Annotated in this window: 19 protein-coding genes and 1 pseudogene; 9 read left to right on the top strand and 11 right to left on the bottom strand. The window is 55.1% G+C overall.

Annotated elements, in window-relative coordinates:
* Positions 1 to 114: 114 nt before the first annotated feature.
* The 4 genes from ACOTXF_RS20775 to ACOTXF_RS20790 form a co-directional block, all read right to left on the bottom strand.
* Positions 115 to 477: a YibL family ribosome-associated protein gene (locus tag ACOTXF_RS20775; protein WP_008502724.1), complete on the bottom strand. Its 363-nt coding sequence runs from the start codon at positions 475 to 477 to the stop codon at positions 115 to 117.
* 58 nt (positions 478 to 535) lie between these two features.
* Positions 536 to 1,126 carry a mannitol operon repressor MtlR gene (gene mtlR, locus ACOTXF_RS20780; protein WP_008502725.1) on the bottom strand — a complete coding sequence of 197 codons (591 nt, stop codon included), beginning with the start codon at positions 1,124 to 1,126 and terminating at the stop codon, positions 536 to 538.
* Positions 1,123 to 2,271: a mannitol-1-phosphate 5-dehydrogenase gene (gene mtlD, locus ACOTXF_RS20785; RefSeq protein ID WP_045414873.1), complete on the bottom strand. Its 1,149-nt coding sequence runs from the start codon at positions 2,269 to 2,271 to the stop codon at positions 1,123 to 1,125. Before mtlD ends, mtlR begins: the two co-directional genes overlap by 4 nt.
* Positions 2,272 to 2,371: 100 nt before the next feature.
* Positions 2,372 to 4,279 carry a PTS mannitol transporter subunit IICBA gene (locus tag ACOTXF_RS20790; RefSeq protein WP_421635299.1) on the bottom strand — a complete coding sequence of 636 codons (1,908 nt, stop codon included), beginning with the start codon at positions 4,277 to 4,279 and terminating at the stop codon, positions 2,372 to 2,374.
* Positions 4,280 to 4,937: 658 nt separating this feature from the next.
* Here ACOTXF_RS20790 and ACOTXF_RS20795 point away from each other — a divergent pair.
* From ACOTXF_RS20795 to aldB, 6 genes and pseudogenes are all read left to right on the top strand, one after another.
* Positions 4,938 to 5,294, top strand: coding sequence for a DUF3302 domain-containing protein (locus ACOTXF_RS20795; protein ID WP_008502729.1), 357 nt, complete (start codon positions 4,938 to 4,940; stop codon positions 5,292 to 5,294).
* A 2-nt stretch (positions 5,295 to 5,296) separates the two neighbouring features.
* Positions 5,297 to 6,433: pseudogene (locus tag ACOTXF_RS20800) on the top strand (HlyD family secretion protein).
* 90 nt (positions 6,434 to 6,523) lie between these two features.
* Positions 6,524 to 7,132: a glutathione S-transferase gene (locus ACOTXF_RS20805; protein ID WP_008502731.1), complete on the top strand. Its 609-nt coding sequence runs from the start codon at positions 6,524 to 6,526 to the stop codon at positions 7,130 to 7,132.
* Between the two features lie 103 nt (positions 7,133 to 7,235).
* Complete coding sequence (selA, locus tag ACOTXF_RS20810; RefSeq protein WP_047745817.1) at positions 7,236 to 8,621, top strand: L-seryl-tRNA(Sec) selenium transferase; 1,386 nt, start codon at positions 7,236 to 7,238, stop codon at positions 8,619 to 8,621.
* Positions 8,618 to 10,465 (top strand): selenocysteine-specific translation elongation factor, encoded by a 1,848-nt coding sequence (gene selB, locus ACOTXF_RS20815; protein ID WP_032675739.1) that lies wholly within the window; start codon positions 8,618 to 8,620, stop codon positions 10,463 to 10,465. Before selA ends, selB begins: the two co-directional genes overlap by 4 nt.
* Before the next feature lie 86 nt (positions 10,466 to 10,551).
* The gene (gene aldB, locus ACOTXF_RS20820) at positions 10,552 to 12,090 is read left to right on the top strand and encodes an aldehyde dehydrogenase AldB (protein WP_023617402.1); all 1,539 of its coding nucleotides are present in this window, start codon (positions 10,552 to 10,554) and stop codon (positions 12,088 to 12,090) included.
* On the opposite strand, the gene ACOTXF_RS20825 is transcribed toward aldB, so the two are convergent.
* Entirely contained in the window at positions 12,087 to 13,049 is a 963-nt protein-coding gene (locus ACOTXF_RS20825) for a LysR family transcriptional regulator (protein ID WP_045371647.1), read from the bottom strand. The genes aldB and ACOTXF_RS20825 overlap by 4 nt on opposite strands.
* A 120-nt stretch (positions 13,050 to 13,169) precedes the next feature.
* Between ACOTXF_RS20825 and ACOTXF_RS20830 the strand changes: the two genes are divergently transcribed.
* The 3 genes from ACOTXF_RS20830 to ACOTXF_RS20840 all read left to right on the top strand — a co-directional run bounded on the left by ACOTXF_RS20830 (position 13,170) and on the right by ACOTXF_RS20840 (position 14,727).
* On the top strand, positions 13,170 to 13,910 hold the full coding sequence (locus ACOTXF_RS20830; RefSeq protein ID WP_232927054.1) for a MipA/OmpV family protein: 741 nt from the start codon (positions 13,170 to 13,172) through the stop codon (positions 13,908 to 13,910).
* A gap of 209 nt (positions 13,911 to 14,119) precedes the next feature.
* Entirely contained in the window at positions 14,120 to 14,305 is a 186-nt protein-coding gene (locus tag ACOTXF_RS20835) for a type II toxin-antitoxin system HicA family toxin (protein ID WP_071993467.1), read from the top strand.
* Between the two features lie 14 nt (positions 14,306 to 14,319).
* Positions 14,320 to 14,727: a type II toxin-antitoxin system HicB family antitoxin gene (locus ACOTXF_RS20840; protein ID WP_048962931.1), complete on the top strand. Its 408-nt coding sequence runs from the start codon at positions 14,320 to 14,322 to the stop codon at positions 14,725 to 14,727.
* Positions 14,728 to 14,730: 3 nt separating this feature from the next.
* Here the strand turns inward: ACOTXF_RS20840 and ACOTXF_RS20845 are convergent, their stop codons facing one another.
* The 6 genes from ACOTXF_RS20845 to ACOTXF_RS20870 form a co-directional block, all read right to left on the bottom strand.
* The gene (locus ACOTXF_RS20845; RefSeq protein WP_376708719.1) at positions 14,731 to 15,597 is read right to left on the bottom strand and encodes a restriction endonuclease; all 867 of its coding nucleotides are present in this window, start codon (positions 15,595 to 15,597) and stop codon (positions 14,731 to 14,733) included.
* Between the two features lie 27 nt (positions 15,598 to 15,624).
* On the bottom strand, positions 15,625 to 15,807 hold the full coding sequence (locus ACOTXF_RS20850) for a hypothetical protein (RefSeq protein ID WP_376708720.1): 183 nt from the start codon (positions 15,805 to 15,807) through the stop codon (positions 15,625 to 15,627).
* Positions 15,808 to 16,152: 345 nt separating this feature from the next.
* The gene (gene araD, locus ACOTXF_RS20855) at positions 16,153 to 16,848 is read right to left on the bottom strand and encodes an L-ribulose-5-phosphate 4-epimerase (protein ID WP_047745813.1); all 696 of its coding nucleotides are present in this window, start codon (positions 16,846 to 16,848) and stop codon (positions 16,153 to 16,155) included.
* Positions 16,842 to 17,702, bottom strand: coding sequence for an L-ribulose-5-phosphate 3-epimerase (locus ACOTXF_RS20860; protein WP_047745811.1), 861 nt, complete (start codon positions 17,700 to 17,702; stop codon positions 16,842 to 16,844). The genes araD and ACOTXF_RS20860 overlap by 7 nt, the downstream gene beginning before the upstream one ends.
* Before the next feature lie 2 nt (positions 17,703 to 17,704).
* A complete protein-coding gene (gene ulaD / locus ACOTXF_RS20865) occupies positions 17,705 to 18,358 on the bottom strand; it encodes a 3-keto-L-gulonate-6-phosphate decarboxylase UlaD (protein WP_047745809.1) in 654 nt (217 codons plus the stop codon).
* Positions 18,355 to 19,860: an FGGY-family carbohydrate kinase gene (locus tag ACOTXF_RS20870; protein WP_047745854.1), complete on the bottom strand. Its 1,506-nt coding sequence runs from the start codon at positions 19,858 to 19,860 to the stop codon at positions 18,355 to 18,357. Before ACOTXF_RS20870 ends, ulaD begins: the two co-directional genes overlap by 4 nt.
* Positions 19,861 to 19,943 lie beyond the last annotated feature (83 nt).

Consider the following 19,943-nt stretch of genomic DNA (forward strand, 5'->3'; position numbering starts at 1 on the left):
ACTACGACCGAAAAACCCAGAGTGTGGTGCGGATAGACTAAAAGTGTTACCTATGTTCCCGGTCTGATCTGTCACCTATGTATCCGGTCATACACAGCGCCACCCGGCATGAAATCAGAACGCCGTCTTACAAAAACCCGTCATCTCTTTCAGGCCCATTTCGCGGCCAAGCTCGGTCATCGGGTGAACCACCACCAGACCACGGACGCTTTTCTTCAGCTTGCCCATGTCGGCCTGCTCTTTTTTGGTGATCGCACGGCGGTGCGGCATGTTCATCAGCTTCTGCGCTTCTTTGCTCAGCTTCTGGCCTTTGACCTCGCGCAGGCGCTCGATCTCCGCTTCCAGCTTCGCGGTCTCTTTCTCAAGCTCGGCGTACTTCTCGGCGGAGTCGACCAGCGACAGGCCCGCCATCTGATGGCGGATGAGATCCAGGCGGTCGCTCAGGCGTTTAATTTCGTTCTTTTCGACTTCTTTCATGACAAATAACTCTGAAAACGGGGAATTTACAGGGAAGGATACACCAATGTGAGCAGGCTTACTTCTGAAACGCTTTTTTTAAGCTGATTCGGGAAATCAGCTCAGTCAGGGAAAGGACCATCGTGGAACGGACAACCTGTTGATAACGCAGCTTTTGCATCGCGTAGAGTTCCGGGTCGCTGTTATCAAACTGCGGTGCCGGAGGGAGCGCGGTGACGCAGTGCAGCTCGCCGAACGGCCCCAGGATCTCATCGTCGGTAAAGGTGTATTCGTTACCGTCATGGTTGAGTTCTTCGCGCAGCGCCATTAGCAGCTCCGCATCTTCATACTCTTGTCGGTTCAGCACGCCAAGACCATAAATCAGCTTCAGACGCACGGATAAATCGCCCAGCGGTCCGTCTCCGTCCAGTAACGGTTCTACAGCATATTTTACCGCGTAGTCGTCTTTGCGAAACACCTGAAGCACCAGGATATTCACCGCCTCGGTTAACAGCTCGACGGCGGCAATCAGGAAACTTCGTACGGTTTTGCCAGCATTCAGACGCTCAAGCACACGATTTTCAAAGGCCTGGGTTTGTTCCATTATTGCCTGCATATCTGACAATCTGTAATCAGGGCGCAGGATTACCTGCGCCGCATTCTGCATCATTTGGTTGCGTTGTATGCGTTAACCGCCTCCACAACCACGTCGCTGTTGGCGTCCAGACCGGAAATCTGCGCCAGCGCAGCCTGCGCGCCCTGGGTATCAATCAGCTGAGCCAGTTCCTGCGCCTGTGGATCCTGCTCGCTGCGGTAGTGCATCGCGGCGGCAATCCCTTTCACCAGGTTGGCGTGCGGCAGACCGTATTCCAGCGTGCCCAGCAGCGGCTTAATCAGGCGGTCGCCCGCGCTCAGCTTACGCAGCGGCTGACGGCCCACGCGCTCAACGTCATCTTTCAGATACGGGTTTTCAAAGCGACCGAGGATTTTCTGGATGTATGCTGCGTGTTTCTCAGCATCAAAACCGTAGCGTTTGATCAGCACCGCGCCGCTCTCTTCCATTGCCCCTTTTACCACCGCGCGGATCTTCTCATCGAGGATCGCGTCACGAATGGTCTGATGACCGGCCAATTTTCCGAGGTACGCGGTTATAGCATGCCCGGTGTTCAGCGTGAAGAGTTTGCGTTCGACAAATGCCATCAGGTTATCGGTCAATTCCATTCCCGGAATGGTCGGCAGCGCGCCTTTAAACTGGGTTTTATCGACGATCCACTCGCTGAAGGTTTCAACGGTCACTTCCAGCGGATCGTTGGCCGCAGATTCTGACGGCGGGACGATACGGTCAACGGCGGAATCCACAAAACCGACGTGCGCTTCCACCCAGGCTTTATCTTCATCTGCCACAGCGTTGAGAACGTGGCCTTTCAGCTGCGTGGTGCCGCGCACCATGTTTTCACAGGCGATGATGTTCAGCGGGGTGTCGATACCCTGCGCTTTACGTTTTGCCAGGCCTTTCGCGACCGCAGGGGCGATGCGCTCAAGCACAACCGGGCCCACGGCGGTGGTGACCAGATCGACGCTGGCGATAAGGTCAATAACGTCGTCGCCGATGCTGCTGACCGCGTTGACGCCAGATACTGTCTCAACCTGCTCGTTTTCGCCCACCACATGGACCTGATAGCTATGACGGGCATTCAGGGCATCCAGGACGACCTGATTCACATCGGCGAATGTCAGGGTAATGCCCGCGTCTGCCAGCAGTTTACCGATAAAACCACGACCGATATTACCTGCGCCAAAATGTAATGCTTTCATAGTGTTAACCTTCATCAATGTTTTTACCCGAGAGGGCTGGGGTGAGGAACGTTTTCCCCTCACCCTAGCCCTCTCCCCGGGGGGAGAGGGAGGAGTACCGTTATTTGTTAAGCAGAGCCAGAACTTCTTCAACACTGGTGGTGTTCGCCAGACGCTCAATAACCGTTTCATCATCCAGCGCGTTGGTCAGGCTGGTAATCACCTGAATGTGCTCGTTGTTGCGAGCGGCGATACCAATGACCAGACGGGCGATGTCATCTTCTTCTTCACCGAAGCGCACGCCCTGCGGGTACTGACAGAATACGACGCCGGTTTTCAGGACGCGATCTTTCGCTTCAACCGTACCGTGCGGCACCGCGATGGATTCGCCCAGATAGGTTGGCGTCAGTTTTTCGCGTTCCAGCATCGCGTCGACATATTCAGGCTGAACGTAGCCGCCTTTCACCAGCTGCTCACCGGCAAAGCGAATCGCGTCTTCTTTGGTGGCCGCGGTACGACCGAGGAAGATGTTTTCCGCACCCAGCTTAAACAGGTGGGCATTGCTCTCGTCAAAGCTGTCCTGCAGGCTGGAGCGCACTTTCACTTCGTTGTCTTCGTGACGCTGCGCGGCAACCAGACGTTCGGTCAGGCTGGTGTACAGGCCGCTGTCGAGGAAGTTGGTCAGCGAAATGTGCTGTGCCTGCGGCACCTGGCGCATGGCGCGTTCGGTCAGATCGCGGTGCGTAATCACCAGGTCAACATCCGGCGGCAGGCTGTTAATGGCGCTGTTGTTCACGGAGATGTTGGTCAGGCCTGCATCCTGCACTTTCTTACGCAGCACGCCTGCACCCATTGCGCTGGAACCCATACCGGCATCACAGGCAACGATGATTTTACGCACGTGGCTCAGGTCGTTAGAAACATCACCTGCTGCCAGTGGCGTTGCGCCTTTGGATTCGGCTTTCATATCGTGCATACGACGGGTTGCGGCTTCGATGTCATCATCTTCTTTCACTTTGCTGGTTTTCAGCAGGATAGAAGAGACCACGAAGGAGACGGCCATTGCCGCAAAGATAGCCGCGAGGTTCGCGAAGTAAGCGCCTTTTGGCGTCATCGCCAGTACCGCCAGGATAGAACCCGGAGAGGCCGGAGAAACCAGACCGCCGCCCAGCACGCTCAGCGTGAACACGCCGGTCATACCGCCGAGGATAACGGCCAGGATCAGACGTGGGTTCATCAGCACGTAAGGGAAGTAAATTTCGTGGATACCGCCCAGGAAGTGGATGATCGCCGCACCGCCAGCAGACTGTTTTGCGCTGCCACGGCCAAAGAAGATGTACGCCAGCAGAACGCCCATACCTGGACCCGGGTTGGCTTCAATCAGGAAGAAGATGGACTTGCCGAGATCGTGAGACTGCTGGATACCCAGCGGCGAGAAGATGCCGTGGTTGATGGCGTTGTTAAGGAACAGTATTTTCGCCGGTTCAACAAAGATAGACGCCAGCGGCAGCATCTCGTGCGCCACCATGAAGTTAACGCCTGCCGCCAGAATTTTAGACAGCACTTCAACCGCAGGGCCAATGCCGAGGAACGCCAGAATGGCGAGGATCATCCCGATGATGCCCGCAGAGAAGTTGTTCACCAGCATTTCGAAGCCGGATTTGATCTTACCATCAACCCAGACGTCGAACTTCTTAATCGCCCAGCCGCCCAGAGGACCGGCAATCATCGCACCGAGGAACATCGGCATATCCGCACCGACGATAACACCCATGGTTGTGATGGCACCCACGACGCCACCACGGTCACCGCCCACCAGACGACCCCCGGTGAAACCGATGAGCAGCGGCAGGAGATAGGTAATCATTGGGCCAACAAGTTTCGCCAGCGTTTCGTTAGGCAACCACCCTGTCGGAATGAACAATGCAGTGATGATACCCCACGCGATAAACGCGCCGATATTTGGCATCACCATGTTGCTGAGGAAACGACCAAAGCTTTGAACTTTGATCTTGAAATCGGATGACATAAAACACCCCTTCTTCTGTTTACGCTTAGGCTTATGGCCCGAGGTTTATTGTTAATGAGGCGGCAGAGGTAGCCGGGCCCTGTTCTGATGCTGTGAAATCTGGCACTGAATCGTTCAACTGTCCAGACAGGGAAAATTTATGTGATGCGTGTCACGTAAAGGCAGGGGGTAGGGATGTCAATGAAGTGATCTCAATCACAAAATAAGTGGGCAAAAAAAATACGATGGCGATAAAAAAAGCAAAACCCACCCCTTTGTGTGATTACCGTCACGTTTTGTCATGGCGTGTTTGTTTCTGGATTGTGACTGATTTCACAAAATATTTTTATGCAGATTTCTCCGGCTGTGATCGGCGGCAAACTCTGCTTCGCGTTTCAGCGCCAGGATGATATGGCACGACACGATAAGCTAAAAAACCACTTTTGATGTGTGGTATGGCGAAAAGTTAAAAGGTGGATTACGCTCATATTGTAAGGTTAAGTCTATTATTATTCAGGATATATTTTGACACGCTTATAAACTTGCATGGAGATATTATAAAAACTCATACTCCCCGGCTCGGAAATAGTAAGCACATCCCCGTGTTTATAAAAAAATTAATTAGGTTGCGTACCGTTTTATTAATTTAATGAGTTGACGTTGTTTAAGTGAGGAGAATATGTTTCTCAACTATTTTGCGCTGGGCGTATTGATTTTTGTATTTCTGGTTCTCTTTTACGGAATCATCGCCATCCATGATATTCCTTATAATATGGCCAAAAAGCGTAACCATCCGCATGCCGATGCCATTCATACGGCAGGCTGGATTAGCCTGTTTACACTCCATGCCATCTGGCCATTCCTGTGGATTTGGGCCACGCTGTACCGCGAAGATCGCGGCTGGGGCATGCAAAACCACATCACAAAGCCTGATGAAGTTCCGGGCATGGATGCGCTGGCCAAACGCGTGGCGGAACTCGAACAAAAGCTGGCTGCAGTACAGCCCACTGCTGATAAGAACACGCTGGAGCGCTAATCATGGATCTGTTGATTATTTTGACCTACGTGGCATTTGCCTGGGCCATTTTTAAAATATTCCGAATTCCGGTCAACCAGTGGACGCTTGCCACCGCAACATTAGGCGGCATATTTATTGTTGCCGGTCTTATTCTGTTAATGAACTATAACCATCCGTATACCTTTACGGCGCAAAAAGCGGTTATTTCTATTCCAATCACGCCGCAGGTGACCGGTGTGGTCAGTGAAGTCACGGATAAAAATAACCAGCTTATTAAAAAAGGCGAAGTGTTATTTAAACTGGATCCTGGCCGCTACCAGGCGCGCGTCGACAGACTCTAGGCTGACCTGGTAACCGCGACGCACAATATCGATAACCTGAAAGCGCAGCTGTCGGAAGCGGTTGCCAATACCACACGCGTCTCCGCTGAGCGCGATCGCCTCTATAAAGATTATCAGCGCTACCTGAAAGGCAGTCAGGCGAAGGAGAATCCTTTCTCTGAAAGCGATATTGATAACGCGCGGCAAAACTATCTGGCACAGGATGCCATGGTGAAAGGCTCCGTGGCTGAGCAGGTGCAGATTCAAAGCCAGTTAGACAGCATGGTGAACGGCGAGCAGTCGCAGATTGCTTCGTTACGTGCCCAGCTTGCCGAAGCCAAATATAACCTGGACCAGACCGCAGTGCGTGCGCCGAGCGATGGTTACATCACCCAGGTGCTGATCCGTCCGGGGACCTATGCCGCCGCGCTGCCTCTGCGTCCGGTGATGGTCTTCATTCCTGAACAGAAGCGTCAGATTGTGGCCCAGTTCCGCCAGAACTCGCTGCTGCGTCTGAAACCGGGCGATGAAGCGGAAGTGGTGTTTAACGCCCTGCCGGGCCAGGTATTCTCCGGGAAGCTCACCGCAATTCTGCCGGTGGTGCCGGGGGGAACCTATCAGGCGCAGGGTGCGCTCCAGTCTCTGACGGTCACGCCGGGCACGGATGGCGTGCAGGCCATCATCGAGCTGAGCCCTGACGCTGAAGTCGATGCCCTGCCGGACGGTATCTATGCCCAGGTGGCGGTCTATTCGGACCACTTCGCCCACGTCTCGGTCATGCGTAAAGTACTGCTGCGTATGACCAGCTGGATGCACTACCTCTACCTCGATCACTAATCCTTCCAGGGCAGGAATGCGACATGCAGACCTGCCCTTTTTTCATCGCTTGATCCATACTGACTTTTTTCCGGCATTAAGGATCAGGCAATGAAACTCATCGGCAGCTACACCAGTCCCTTCGTGCGAAAAATCTCGATTCTCCTGCTGGAGAAGGGGATTGAATTTGAATTCGTGAATGAACAGCCTTACAACGCGGAAAACGGCGTTGCGCAGTACAACCCGCTGGGAAAAGTCCCGGCGCTGGTCACGGACGAGGGTGAGTACTGGTTCGATTCCCCAATTATTGCCGAGTACATTGAGCTGCTGGGCGTTGCCCCGGCAATGCTGCCTGCTGACCCAAAAGCGGCGCTGGCGGTGAAGCAGGTCGAAGCCCTGGCCGACGGTATTATGGATGCGGCGTTAACCTCCGTACGGGAACAGGCAAGGCCCGCTGCCCAGCAGTCGGAAACGGAACTGTTACGCCAGCGGGAAAAAATCAGCCGCAGCCTGGACAGGTGTGAACAGCTTATCCGGGAGGGAAAGATCGACACCGACAGCCTGAACCTGGGGACCATCGCCATCGCCTGCGCGATTGGTTATCTCAACTTCCGCCACGTCTCCCCGGGCTGGTGCGTCGATCGTCCGCTGCTGGTGAAGCTTGCAGACACGCTGTTTAGCCGCGAGAGCTTTGCCCGTACCGAACCACCAAAGGCTTGACGCGGGTTATAACACTTCGCCGTCGGAGGCGGTACAATCCCCCCACATGTTAACTCCCTCTCCCGTCGGGAGGGGGGAAGATATTTACTCGCCAGGCGCCTTCATGACTACTCATCATTCGCTGTACAGCCAGATCCCCGCTACCGACCGTCTTCTTCGCGAACCCCGCATTCATGCCGTTGCTGAGCGTTTCGGCCATACCGCGACGGTGGAAATGTTACGCCTGCTTCAGGACGAAGCCCGATACGCGATTCAGGCAGAAAACGCCTTGCCCGCCTGGTGTAGCGCGTGGGAGCAGGAAGTTGAACAGCGGCTGGATGAGAAGGCGCAAAGCGCATTACGCCCGGTGATAAACCTGACCGGAACCGTGCTGCATACCAATCTGGGGCGCGCGCAGCAGGCGGAAGAGGCCGTTGCCGCGGTCGTGCAGGCCATGCAAGCGCCCGTAACGCTGGAGTACGATCTGGACGGCGCCGGACGCGGGCACCGCGACCGCGCGCTGGCGGATCTGCTCTGCCAGCTGACCGGCGCGGAAGATGCCTGCATTGTGAATAATAACGCGGCGGCGGTGCTGCTGATGCTGGCGGCGACCGCCAGCGGCAGAGAGGTGGTGGTATCCCGCGGCGAGCTGGTGGAGATTGGCGGGGCGTTTCGCATCCCGGACGTGATGCGCCAGGCGGGCTGCACGCTGCATGAAGTGGGTACCACTAACCGTACCCATGCGAAAGATTATCGCGCGGCGGTGAATGAAAATACCGCCCTGCTGATGAAGGTTCACACCAGCAATTATCATATTGAAGGCTTCACCAAAACGGTTGAAGAGGCGGAGCTGGCGGCGATTGGGCGCGAACTGAATATACCGGTGATTGCCGATCTCGGCAGCGGCTCGCTGGTGGATCTGAGCCTGTACGGGCTGCCAAAAGAGCCGATGCCGCAAGAGATGATTGCGGCGGGCGTGAGCCTGGTCAGCTTTTCCGGCGACAAACTGCTGGGCGGGCCGCAGGCCGGGATTATCGTCGGCAAGCGCGAGCTGATTGCGCAGCTGCAGCAGCATCCGCTCAAGCGCGCCCTGCGCGCCGATAAAATGACGCTTGCCGCGCTGGAGGCGACGCTGCGGCTCTATCTTTATCCGGAAAAACTGGCCGACCGCCTGCCCACGCTGCGCCTGTTAAGCCGGGATGCCGCCTCGATTCGCGCCCAGGCCGAGTTACTGCTTCCGCGCGTCGCCCCGCACTACCCCGATTTTGACGTTCGCATTGAGCCCTGCCAGTCGCAGATTGGCAGCGGGTCGCTGCCGGTGGACAGGCTGCCGAGTGAGGCGCTGACGTTCACGCCGCGTGACGGGCGCGGTAGCCATCTTGACGCCCTGTCGTCACGCTGGCGTCGCCTGCCGACGCCGGTTATCGGGCGGATTTACGACGGCCGAATGTGGCTGGATCTGCGCTGCCTTGAAGATGAAGAGCGATTTCTGGAGATGTTGTTGAAATGATTATTGCCACCGCCGGTCACGTTGACCACGGAAAAACCACGTTACTGCAGGCGATTACCGGCGTAAACGCCGACCGCCTGCCGGAAGAGAAAAAGCGCGGCATGACCATCGATCTGGGCTATGCCTACTGGCCCCAGCCTGATGGCCGCGTGCTGGGCTTTATTGATGTGCCGGGGCATGAAAAGTTTCTGTCTAACATGCTAGCGGGCGTGGGCGGCATCGATCATGCCCTGCTGGTGGTGGCCTGCGATGACGGCGTGATGGCGCAAACCCGCGAGCACCTGGCGATCCTGCAGTTGACCGGCAACCCGCAGCTGACCGTGGCGCTGACCAAAGCCGATCGCGTGGATGACGCGCGCGTCAGCGAGGTGCGCGAAACGGTCCAGGCGACACTGCGGGAGTATGGCTTTGCCGACGCATCGCTTTTTGTCACCGTGGCGACAGAAGGGCGTGGTATCGACGAACTTCGCCACCATTTGCAGCACCTTTCATCACGCGCTCACGCCAGCCATCACCGCTTTCGTCTGGCGATCGACCGGGCCTTTACGGTAAAAGGTGCGGGGCTGGTCGTAACCGGCACCGCGCTGAGCGGTGAAGTCAGCGTGGGAGATACCCTCTGGCTGACGGGCGTGAATAAACCGATGCGCGTGCGCGGACTGCACGCACAAAACCAGCCCGCTGACCGTGCCCACGCCGGACAACGTATCGCGCTGAACATTGCCGGGGATGCGGAAAAAGAGCAGCTGAACCGCGGAGACTGGCTGCTGGCCGATGCTCCACCGGAACCGTCTGAACGCGTGATTGTCTCCCTGCAGACACACATACCGTTGACCCAATGGCAGCCGCTGCATATTCACCACGCGGCCAGCCATATCACCGGGCGCGTGTCGCTGCTGGAAAACGACCTTGCCGAGCTGGTATTCGATTCGCCGCTCTGGCTGGCAGACAACGATCGTCTGGTACTGCGTGACATTTCTGCAAGGGAAACGCTGGCGGGGGCGCGCGTGGTGGCGCTTAACCCACCTCGACGCGGCAAGCGTAAGCCGGAATATCTGCAGTGGCTGGCCGCGCTGGCGCAGGCCAAAGAGGATAACGCCGCGCTGCGGGTGCACCTCGATCGCGGGGCGGTGAGTCTGCGTGATTTTGCATGGGCACGCCAGCTGAGCGGGGAAGGCTTACGCCAGCTGACCCAGGAGCCGGGCTTTATACAGGCCGGAGACAGCCTGCTCAATGCCCCGGTTGCTGCGCAATGGCAGCGTAAAATACTGAACACGCTCGCGACTTACCATGAACAGCATCAGGACGAGCCTGGCCCGGGGCGCGAGCGTCTGCGACGCATGGCGCTGCCGATGGAAGACGATGCGCTGGTGCTGCTGCTGATTGAAAACATGCGCGAAAGCGGGGTGATTAAAAGCCACCACGGCTGGCTGCACCTGCCGGATCACAAGGCCGGGTTCACCGCAGATCAGGAGGCGATATGGCAAAAAGTAGCCCCGCTGTTTGGCGATGAGCCGTGGTGGGTTCGGGATCTGGCCCGCGAAACGAATACCGAAGAGCAGGTGATGCGCCAGGTGTTGCGCCATGCGGCGCAGCAGGGGCTAATCGTCGCGATCGTGAAAGATCGTTACTACCGTAACGATCGCATTGTGGCGTTTGCCAACCTGATCCGCGAGCTGGATCAGGCGCGCGGCTCGACCTGCGCAGCGGATTTCCGCGATCGGCTGAACGTGGGCCGCAAGCTGGCGATCCAGATCCTGGAGTATTTCAACCGCATCGGCTTTACCCGCCGTCGCGGTAACGATCATCTGTTGCGCGATTCGTTATTATTTCCTGAAACTCCGTGACCTCCGTCGTAAACACCGTTACCGGTTGGCGAGAAAATCGCCACCCGGAACTACCCTTGTTGTACACCAACAGCAAGGAGACGGACATGACAAACAATCCTCCCTCATCGCGTATCCAGCCCGGCGAGTATGGTTTTCCCCTCAAGCTGAAGCCCCGTTATGACAACTTTATTGGCGGCGACTGGGTCGCGCCCGTCGACGGCGAATACTATTCCAACCTGACCCCGGTTACCGGCCAGCCGCTGTGCGAGATTGCCAGCTCCGGTAAGCGTGATATCGACCTGGCGCTGGATGCGGCGCACAAAGCGAAAGAGAAATGGGCTCACACCTCCGTGCAGGACCGGGCGGCGATCCTGTTCAAAATCGCCGACCGGATGGAGCAAAATCTGGAGCTGCTGGCGACGGCGGAAACCTGGGATAACGGCAAGCCGATCCGGGAAACGATGGCGGCTGACGTGCCGCTGGCTATCGACCACTTCCGCTATTTTGCCTCCTGTATTCGCGCTCAGGAGGGCGGGATCAGCGAAGTTGACAGCGACACCGTGGCGTATCACTTCCACGAACCGCTGGGCGTCGTCGGGCAAATTATTCCGTGGAACTTCCCGCTGCTGATGGCGAGCTGGAAAATGGCGCCCGCGCTGGCGGCCGGAAACTGTATTGTGCTCAAACCGGCGCGTCTGACACCGCTCTCGGTCCTGCTGCTGATGGAAATCGTTGGCGATCTGCTGCCGCCGGGCGTGATTAACGTGGTCAACGGTGCGGGCGGTGAGATAGGGGAATATCTGGCCACCTCAAAACGGATTGCCAAAGTGGCGTTTACCGGGTCGACGGAGGTGGGCCAGCAGATCATGCAGTACGCTACGCAAAACATCATTCCGGTGACCCTCGAGCTGGGCGGGAAATCCCCGAACATCTTCTTCGCGGACGTGATGGAGGAAGAGGATGCCTTCTTTGATAAAGCCCTGGAAGGGTTTGCGCTGTTTGCGTTTAACCAGGGCGAAGTCTGCACCTGCCCAAGCCGCGCGCTGGTGCAGGAATCCATCTACGAGCGCTTTATGGAGCGGGCCATTCGCCGCGTCGAGTCTATCCGCAGCGGTAACCCGCTCGATAATGTCACCCAGATGGGGGCACAGGTCTCGCATGGACAGCTGGAAACGATCCTCAACTACATCGACATCGGCAAGAAGGAGGGGGCGGATATTCTCACCGGCGGACGCCGTAAGGTGCTCGGAGGGGATCTGCAGGACGGCTATTACCTTGAGCCGACGATCCTGTTCGGGCAGAACACCATGCGCGTTTTCCAGGAGGAAATCTTCGGACCGGTGCTGGCCGTGACCACCTTTAAAACGATGGAGGAGGCGCTGGCGATTGCCAACGACACGCCGTATGGCCTGGGGGCAGGCGTCTGGAGCCGCAACGGTAATCTGGCCTATAAAATGGGCCGCGGCATTCAGGCCGGGCGCGTCTGGACCAACTGCTATCACGCCTATCCGGCGCACGCGGCATTTGGCGGTTATAAGCAGTCGGGCATCGGGCGTGAAACCCACAAGATGATGCTGGAGCATTATCAGCAGACCAAATGTCTGCTGGTCAGCTATTCCGATAAGCCACTGGGGCTGTTCTAGTCGCCCAGCTCAGGCCGTCCGTGGGCGGCCTGAGCGATTTGCTGGCGCAGGCAGTTCAGTACGCCATCCAGAACGTATTGCACGCGCCAGGGCTGGTATTCGCGTTTGCGGAAGATGGCGGTCAGGTCGAGCCACCACTCCTCCTGATGCGGGAAGCAGGGGACCAGCATGCCTTTCGTTAATTCTTTTTTCAGGCTCTCTTTTGGCGCAAAAACAATCCCAAGATTATTTCTTGCCAGTTCCAGGGCCGTCTGCGTATTGTCGCAAATATAATTGCCGGTCACCCGGTAGTCATGCACGTCATCGCTGCCGTGCACGCGGAAACGCCAGATGTTGGCTTCATCGACCAGCATGGAGTCAATGAGAATACAGGAGTGATTAATTAAATCTTCAGGTCCGGTTAAGGGATGTTTATTTAAATATTCTACGGTTGCGAAGGCCGTAACGGAATATTTTGTCAACACGCTGGCCACCAGACTTTCGTCTTTCGGCTGAGCATAGGTAATTAAAATGTCGCAGTCATCAGGAAAGGTAACGCCTTCTGAAAATTCATTCCGGTCCAGATTGTAGGTTTTCAGGGAGATGCGGATGTCGCCGATGTCTTCTATCTGATGGATCACGTGTCGCGCGAGGTAGGTCACGATACCTGTTGGGGCATAGATCGTCACTTTTCCGCGCTTTTCATGCTTATAATCAGCAATGAAATTAACAAGCTGGCTGTTCTTATCCAGCGTGGCATTCACGTAGGGGAGTAACGCTTCACCAAACTGGGTCAGGGCCAGCTGCCGCGTGGTGCGCTCAAAAACCTTGAGCCCAACCCGCGTTTCAAAATCAGACAGATATTTACTGACGTTGGCCTGCGCCATACCCAGCAGGGCGGCGGCATCACCAATGCTGTGGGTGGCTGCAATGACGGAGATAATTTTTAATTCGCGTGGTTTTAGCTGTAATGTACTCATTATGCACACCCATCTATATGATTTTATATATAATATTATATAAACCGCAGCGTTGCATTGGCAATTTTGTAACCATTATTATGCGCCTCGCTTGTTTGGCATATATATGGATTACATGGAATGACTATTAAATACAATTTACTGATCGCTGCCACGTTATTTGCATCAACGTCTGCCATGGCCGGTGAATTTTCACTTGGTGCGGGGGCTGTATTTAATGAGTCTCCTTACAAAGGCTATAACGAAAATACGACCGCAGTACCGTTGATTAGCTACGAAAGCGATCGTTTCTACGTTCGCCAGACCACGGGCGGATGGATCCTGTGGAAAGATGCAAAAAATGAATTGAGCCTGACCGCAACGTGGATGCCGCTGCATTTCGACCCTGACGATAACGACGATCATCAGATGAAGCAGCTGGATGAGCGTAAAGCATCCGCCTTCCTCGGTGGGGCGTACTACCGCCACGAAAGCTGGGGATCGCTTAAAGTGGCTTTCTCTGGTGATGCCACGGATGAAAGCGGCGGCGTGATCGGCGAAGTATCGTACTTCCGTCCGATCAAAATGGAGCGCCTGACCCTGACGCCTTCCGTAGGTGTGTTCTACAGCGACGAAAGCTATAACGACTACTACTACGGCGTATCCGGTAGCGAGTCTCGCCGCTCCAGACTGGATCAATACACCGCCGGCGACAGCTGGACGCCATACGTTGGCCTGGTGGCTAAATATCAGTTAACCCAGAAGCTGTATCTCAACGCCAGCGCGGTCTACACCGTGTTGCCTGACGACGTGAAGAACAGCCCGATGATCGACCGCGACGACAGCTTCACGCTGATGACCGGCCTGACCTGGCGTTTCTGATGCGTTAAAGCCGGGTGGCGGCGTTGCCTTACCCGGCCTACGATTGTGCCTGCATTTTGATCTGCAATATAACGTATTCCTTTTTCATTTCTCGATGCTTCTTCCTGTTTCGCCAAAACACGGCTGCACTGATGTTCCTTATGCGCTAATGTGATTCGACCCGATAGCAATAGTGTGTATCATGTGTATAATCATGGAAGGATTGGGATGTGAAAAGTGCGGATGTCATTACTGTTCTGATCAGCCATGGCTGGAAATGTGTCAGAACGAAAGGAAGCCATCATCAGTTTCGCCATCCCGAACAGAAAGGGCTGGTTACTGTCCCACATCCCAAGAAGGATATTAAACCGGGCACTCTCGCCCAGATCTGGCGACAGGCGGGTATTAAACACTGATATCAGGAGTAGTTATGTTTTATCCGGCTTACATTCATTCTGACTCCGACGGTAGCGCCAGCGGCTTTTTCCCTGACGTTCCAGGCTGTTTTTTTGCAGGTGATTCCCTGGACGACGCTTTTCAGGATGCGCGTGATGCGCTCACAGCACACTTCGAAGCGCTATTTGAAATGGATAATGCACTGCCTCTTCCGGGTAATGTGGAAGCGCATCTGGAAAGTCGTCCTGAGGATTTCACTGGCGGGCAATGGCTGTTGGTAGATATTAATATGAAACATTTCGACGGCAGGGCCGAGCGTATCAACATCACGATGCCTCGACGCTTGCTGGTAAAAATTGATTCCTTTGTCAGCGAGCATCCTCAGTTCGGTAATCGAAGCGCATTTCTGGCTGAGGCAGCACGTCGCGTGCTGCCTGGGTAAAGATTAACTATAGAGAGCTGCGGTTGCTTTCAGAATATCGGCAAAGGAATAAATATCATCTACTGTCGCTATGGGGTGGCGCGTTTCGTTTTTTTCTATATCGAAAAGACCGATGTATTTTTGTGAGCGATTAAAATGCAATCGGCAAAGGGGTTTGCGGTTGTTATCGTCTACAAGGATTCCACAATAACTCTTTGTGTCTCTATGGGTAATGCGAGGAGCCTCAAGTACAGTCCGAGTAATTGCTTTTACAATATGAAAACCTTCTAACTCTTCTAAAGTTGTAACAATATCATTTTCATCTTTATGATCATCTTCTTCGAGAGGCTGTGTTTCGATTGGAGGTTCGATGGGGGTTGGAGCAATACCAGTAATAGCTGATTTAAGCCTCTCATTAACTTGATCATTTATGTACTGGCTTGCGGCCTTTTTCGTAAGATTTAGAAAAGATTCTCTTACTTTTTGGGTTAGCATCCCGTCATAAACTCTGGATGCAAAGAATTTAACGAAGTCGTCCTCAGGATTGTTAAGTTGTGAATGTAGTATTCTTTTAATCTGACTGACGTATTTCAATTCTCCAGCAGCATTAATAATTGACTCAAGATCAAATGATGATTTTGTCAATTTTTTTAATTCAGGGACAACATTTTCATCAATATCAAGTAGGTCGACTTCCAAAAATGGTTTCTCATCCATCTTATTAGGTGCATCAAGATCGGTATAAAATCTATATATTTGCCCGTTTGTTAAGATTGATATCCGTGCGTTTGTAACGTGAAAGTATCTAAAAAGCTGCGATGCATGGTTTATATTTAACGGCTCACCAATTTTTTTACATTCAATAAGTATCTGTACATCATTGTTTTTCATTATTGCATAGTCAATTTTCTCGCCCTTTTAAGTGCCTATATCACATACAAATTCGGGTGTGACTTCAGAGGGATCAAAAACATCGTAACCTAAAACATTATGAATAAAAGGCATCACAAACGCAGTTTTTGTTGCTTCTTCGGTATTGATTACTTCAATTTGTTGTCTGATTTTAGTAGATAATGCATTTAATCTTTCTGTAAATTCCATTGGATACCCTTATTTTTCTACTGTGTGTCTTGATGGAATAGCATTAAAATGCATGTCATTCAATGCTAGCCAGAATTAATTAGCAGCAAAAAAATATTTCCGAGGTTTAGATCACAGACTCGTTAAACTGAAAACAGATAAATAAGGCCGATGCTGTCGAGATTATTAAGTATATTATATATATCGTTATGTTTTATTTTTCTTGTTTATGCTTTATTTCCACCAGGTCCACATTGCCTCTTCTCCACGATTTGCCCAACTCCGGTAGGCCTTTTCAAACAAACGTGGCTAACACCCGCCGTCTGGAAACGGCGGTACTGTAAAAAGCATATCAACTCCGGCCGATCACTGGCCGTAATAGGCATTCACCCCATGCTTGCGCAGATAGTGCTTGTCGAGCAGCTCCTGCTGCATAACCGGAAGCTGCGGTGCGAGCTGGCGAGAGAACAGGCCCATATAGGCGCACTCTTCCAGCACCACGGCATTGTGAACCGCATCGGCAGCGTCTTTACCCCAGGCGAACGGACCGTGGGAGTGGACCAGCACCGCCGGGATCTGCATCGGGCTAAGATCGCGCTCCTCGAAGGTTTTGATGATCACTTCACCCGTCTGGTATTCGTATTCCCCTGCAATCTCTGCTGTGGTCATCAGGCGCGTGCAGGGGATGGTCCCGTAGAAATAGTCCGCGTGCGTGGTTCCCCAGGCCGGTAAATCCAGCCCCGCCTGGGACCAGATAGTGGCGTGGCGCGAATGGGTATGTACGATGCCGCCAATCTCCGGGTAACGACGATACAGCGCAAGATGGGTAGGCGTGTCTGAAGAGGGCTTTTTATTCCCCTCAATAACCTGGCCCGTGGCGATATTCACCACCACCATATCCTCCGCCGTCATCACGTCGTATTCCACACCGGACGGTTTAATGACCATCATGCCGCTTTTGCGGTCCACAGCGCTGACGTTGCCCCAGGTAAACGTCACCAGCTGGTGGGCGGGCAACGCCAGGTTTGCTGCCAGTACCTCGGCTTTAAGTTCGTCTAGCATGTCATGCCTCCTTCCTGCATACGGGCTTCAATCCAGCGGCGCGCCTGGATAATCTCCAGCACCGGCTCTTTTGCTTTTTCGGTCCACATTTCAATCAGAAATGCGCCGCGATAGTTCAGTTGATGCAGCGTGTTAAACACGCCAACGAAATCGACGCAGCCCTCGCCAAACGGCACGTCGCGGAACTGCCCGGGGCTTTGTGCGGTGACGGGCTGGGTATCTTTCAGGTGAATAGCCGCAATGCGGTCAATGCCCAGCGTCAGCTCGGCGGTGACGTCGTTGCCCCACGCGCTCAGGTTGCCGACGTCCGGATAAACGCTGAACCACGGTGAGGCGAGCATGTCGTCCCACTTTTTCCATTTGCTGATGGAGTTCATAAACGCGGTGTCCATGATCTCCACCGCCAGCATCACCTGTGCGGCGGCGGCCTGCTCTACGGCCCACGCCAGCCCGTCGGCAAAGCGCTGTTGCGTCCCCTCGTCATGCGCTTCGTAATAGACGTCATACCCGGCAAGCTGGATGGTGCGAATGCCTAAATCACGCGCCAGCCTGATGGCTTTGCTCATGATCTCACGGGCGCGTTCGCGCACGGTTTCATCGCGGCTGCCAAACGGGAAGCGACGGTGGGCAGACAAGCACATAGAGGGGATCGCCACGCCGGTTTCCAGCATCGCTTCCACCAGAGAGGCGCGCTGCGTGGTGCTCCAGTCGAGGCGTGATAATCGCTCGTCGGTTTCATCGACAGACATCTCGACAAAATCGAACCCGCAGCTTTTCGCCAGTACCAGCCGCTCGGGCCAGGAAAGCTCTTTTGGCAGCGCTTTTTCGTAAATACCTAACGGATGCTGACGCATGGTTACGCTCCCCAGATGTCGCGAATATGCGAATGGAATGCCTGTGCCACCTGCGGTGGATTGGCGGCACCTGCCAGCGCGCGTCCGGCAATAAAGGCTTTGACGTTGATTTGCTTAAACAGCGGCAGGTCGGCGGGGGTGATACCGCCGGTAATCGAAAGCTGCAAACCGATATCGGAGAGCGCTTTCATTTTTGCGAGATCCGCCTCATCCCACTGCTGGCCGCTCGCCTGTGCGTCACGTCCGCGGTGATAAATTGCCTGCTTCACGCCGATGTGATGCCATGCGCGAGCATCGTCCAGCGTCCAGTGACCAAAGAGCTCCATCTGGATTTCTCCCCCGCGGCGCAGGGCTACCTCGTGGCCGCGTTCAACGGTGGCCAGCGGGGCGGCGCAGATGATGGTCATCCAGTTTGCACCCGCGCCAAATGCCTGCTCTGCCAGCGTTTCTCCGGCATCGGCCACTTTCCAGTCCGCAACGATGATTTTATCCGGGCACTGCTCGCGCAGGGCGCGCACGGCGTTTAGCCCTTCGGTCAGGCACAAAATGGTGCCCGCTTCGACGATATCAACGTGATCGGCAAGCGTCGCGACATCACGCTGCGCGGCCTGAAGAGAGGTATGGTCGAGCGCCAGCTGCAGTAATGGTCGGCTCATAGGTTGTTCTCCTTAACTCGGGCGTGATAGCCCTGTAGTGCTGAAATCAGTAGCTGATAGCGCTGATACTTGCGCTGATAGGCCGCATGGGCGCGCATGTCAGGCTCAATGACACGAATGTCGTGTCGGAGGGCGCATTGCGCCGTATGGAAATCGGGATACACGCCGGTGCCGACCAGGGCGGCCAGCGCCGCGCCAGAACAGCCGGTCTCTTCTACCTGTGGCAGTTCAATCGCCAGCCCGCTGACGTCCGCAAGCATTTGCATCCATACGTCCGAATGGGTTGGACCCCCCGTCACGCGCAGGGCATGAACGTGGGTAAAGCGTTCGAGCATGCGGTTGAGGTGGGTCATGTGGCAGAACACCACGCCCTCATAAACCGCCTGCAGCAGGTGCGCGCGGGTGTGTAGCGCCTGCATCCCGTAGAAGCCGCTGGTCATCTCCAGCCCGGCGTTGCTGCCATAGAGGAACGGCAGAAAGTACACATCGCTTTCGGCTTTCGGCAGGCTGGCGACGGCGTGGTTGATCTCGCTGAACGACATGTCGCCCCACTGCGCGGTGAGCCACTCAAGATTGCCAGACGAGGTCGGGCTGGCTTCGTGAACGATGTACTGCTGCGAATGCACGTAGCGGCCATAAACGTAGGGGAAGGGTTCGTTGCTGCGAAGCGCACTGGCTATCCCGCTGGTGACGGCCCAGGTGCCCATCACGGCATTCAGCGTGTGCTCGTCCTGCAGTCCGGCGCAGAGCGCGGTGGAAACCACATCAAACAGTCCCCCCACGACGGGCGTGCCCGCCGCGAGACCGGTAAGGGCGGCTGCCTGAGCGGTGATTTCCCCGCAGATTTCTGCTGAACCGACAATCGGTGGCAGGGCGCCGTCAATCTCGCTGATCCCGAGCCAGCGCGAAAGCTGCGGGTCATACTGCCCGGTATTCATGTTGTAGAGATTGGACTCGGAGATGTTGCTCTCTTCACCGCCCTTCACGCCGGTCAGGCACCAGCGCAGATAGTCGTGCGCCATCATCACGCAGCCAATCTGCTGATAGCGCTGCGGCTCGTTCTCTTTGACCCAGCGCAGAAGCGAGGCCGGATGCCCGGTCCACAGCGTCTGGCGCGTATGCGGGTAGAGTTTTTCGGGAATGCCGTCCTGCTGCCAGCGCTGCACAATCTCCAGTGCCCGGCGATCGGAGGAGAGGATGGCGTTGCCCAACGGTTGGTCCTGTTTATCGAGCAGAAAGAGCCCTTTACCCTGAGCAGAAATGCCGACCCCATTGATCTGGTTGCCGTTTACGCCTGCATTCTTGAGCAACGCGGCGATGGTTGCGTGGCAGTGCTGCCACAGCTGATGCATATCCCGCTCGGCGTAGCCCGCTCGCGGGCTGAGCGTGGCAACGGAGCGGCGTTCGATACTGACTTCTTTGCCCTGGCTGTTGTATAAACCGGCTTTAAGATAAGTACCGCCACAATCGATACCCAGCCAGAAGGTCTCTTTTTCACTCATCTTCATCTCGCTTAATTGCCGGGTGGCGCTGCGCTTACCCGGCCTACGGTTTGGTTTTCTCCCTCTCCCCGTGGGAGAGGGCT

Source organism: Enterobacter cloacae complex sp. IR53041, assembly GCF_049238285.1.
GTDB classification, from domain to species: domain Bacteria; phylum Pseudomonadota; class Gammaproteobacteria; order Enterobacterales; family Enterobacteriaceae; genus Enterobacter; species Enterobacter roggenkampii.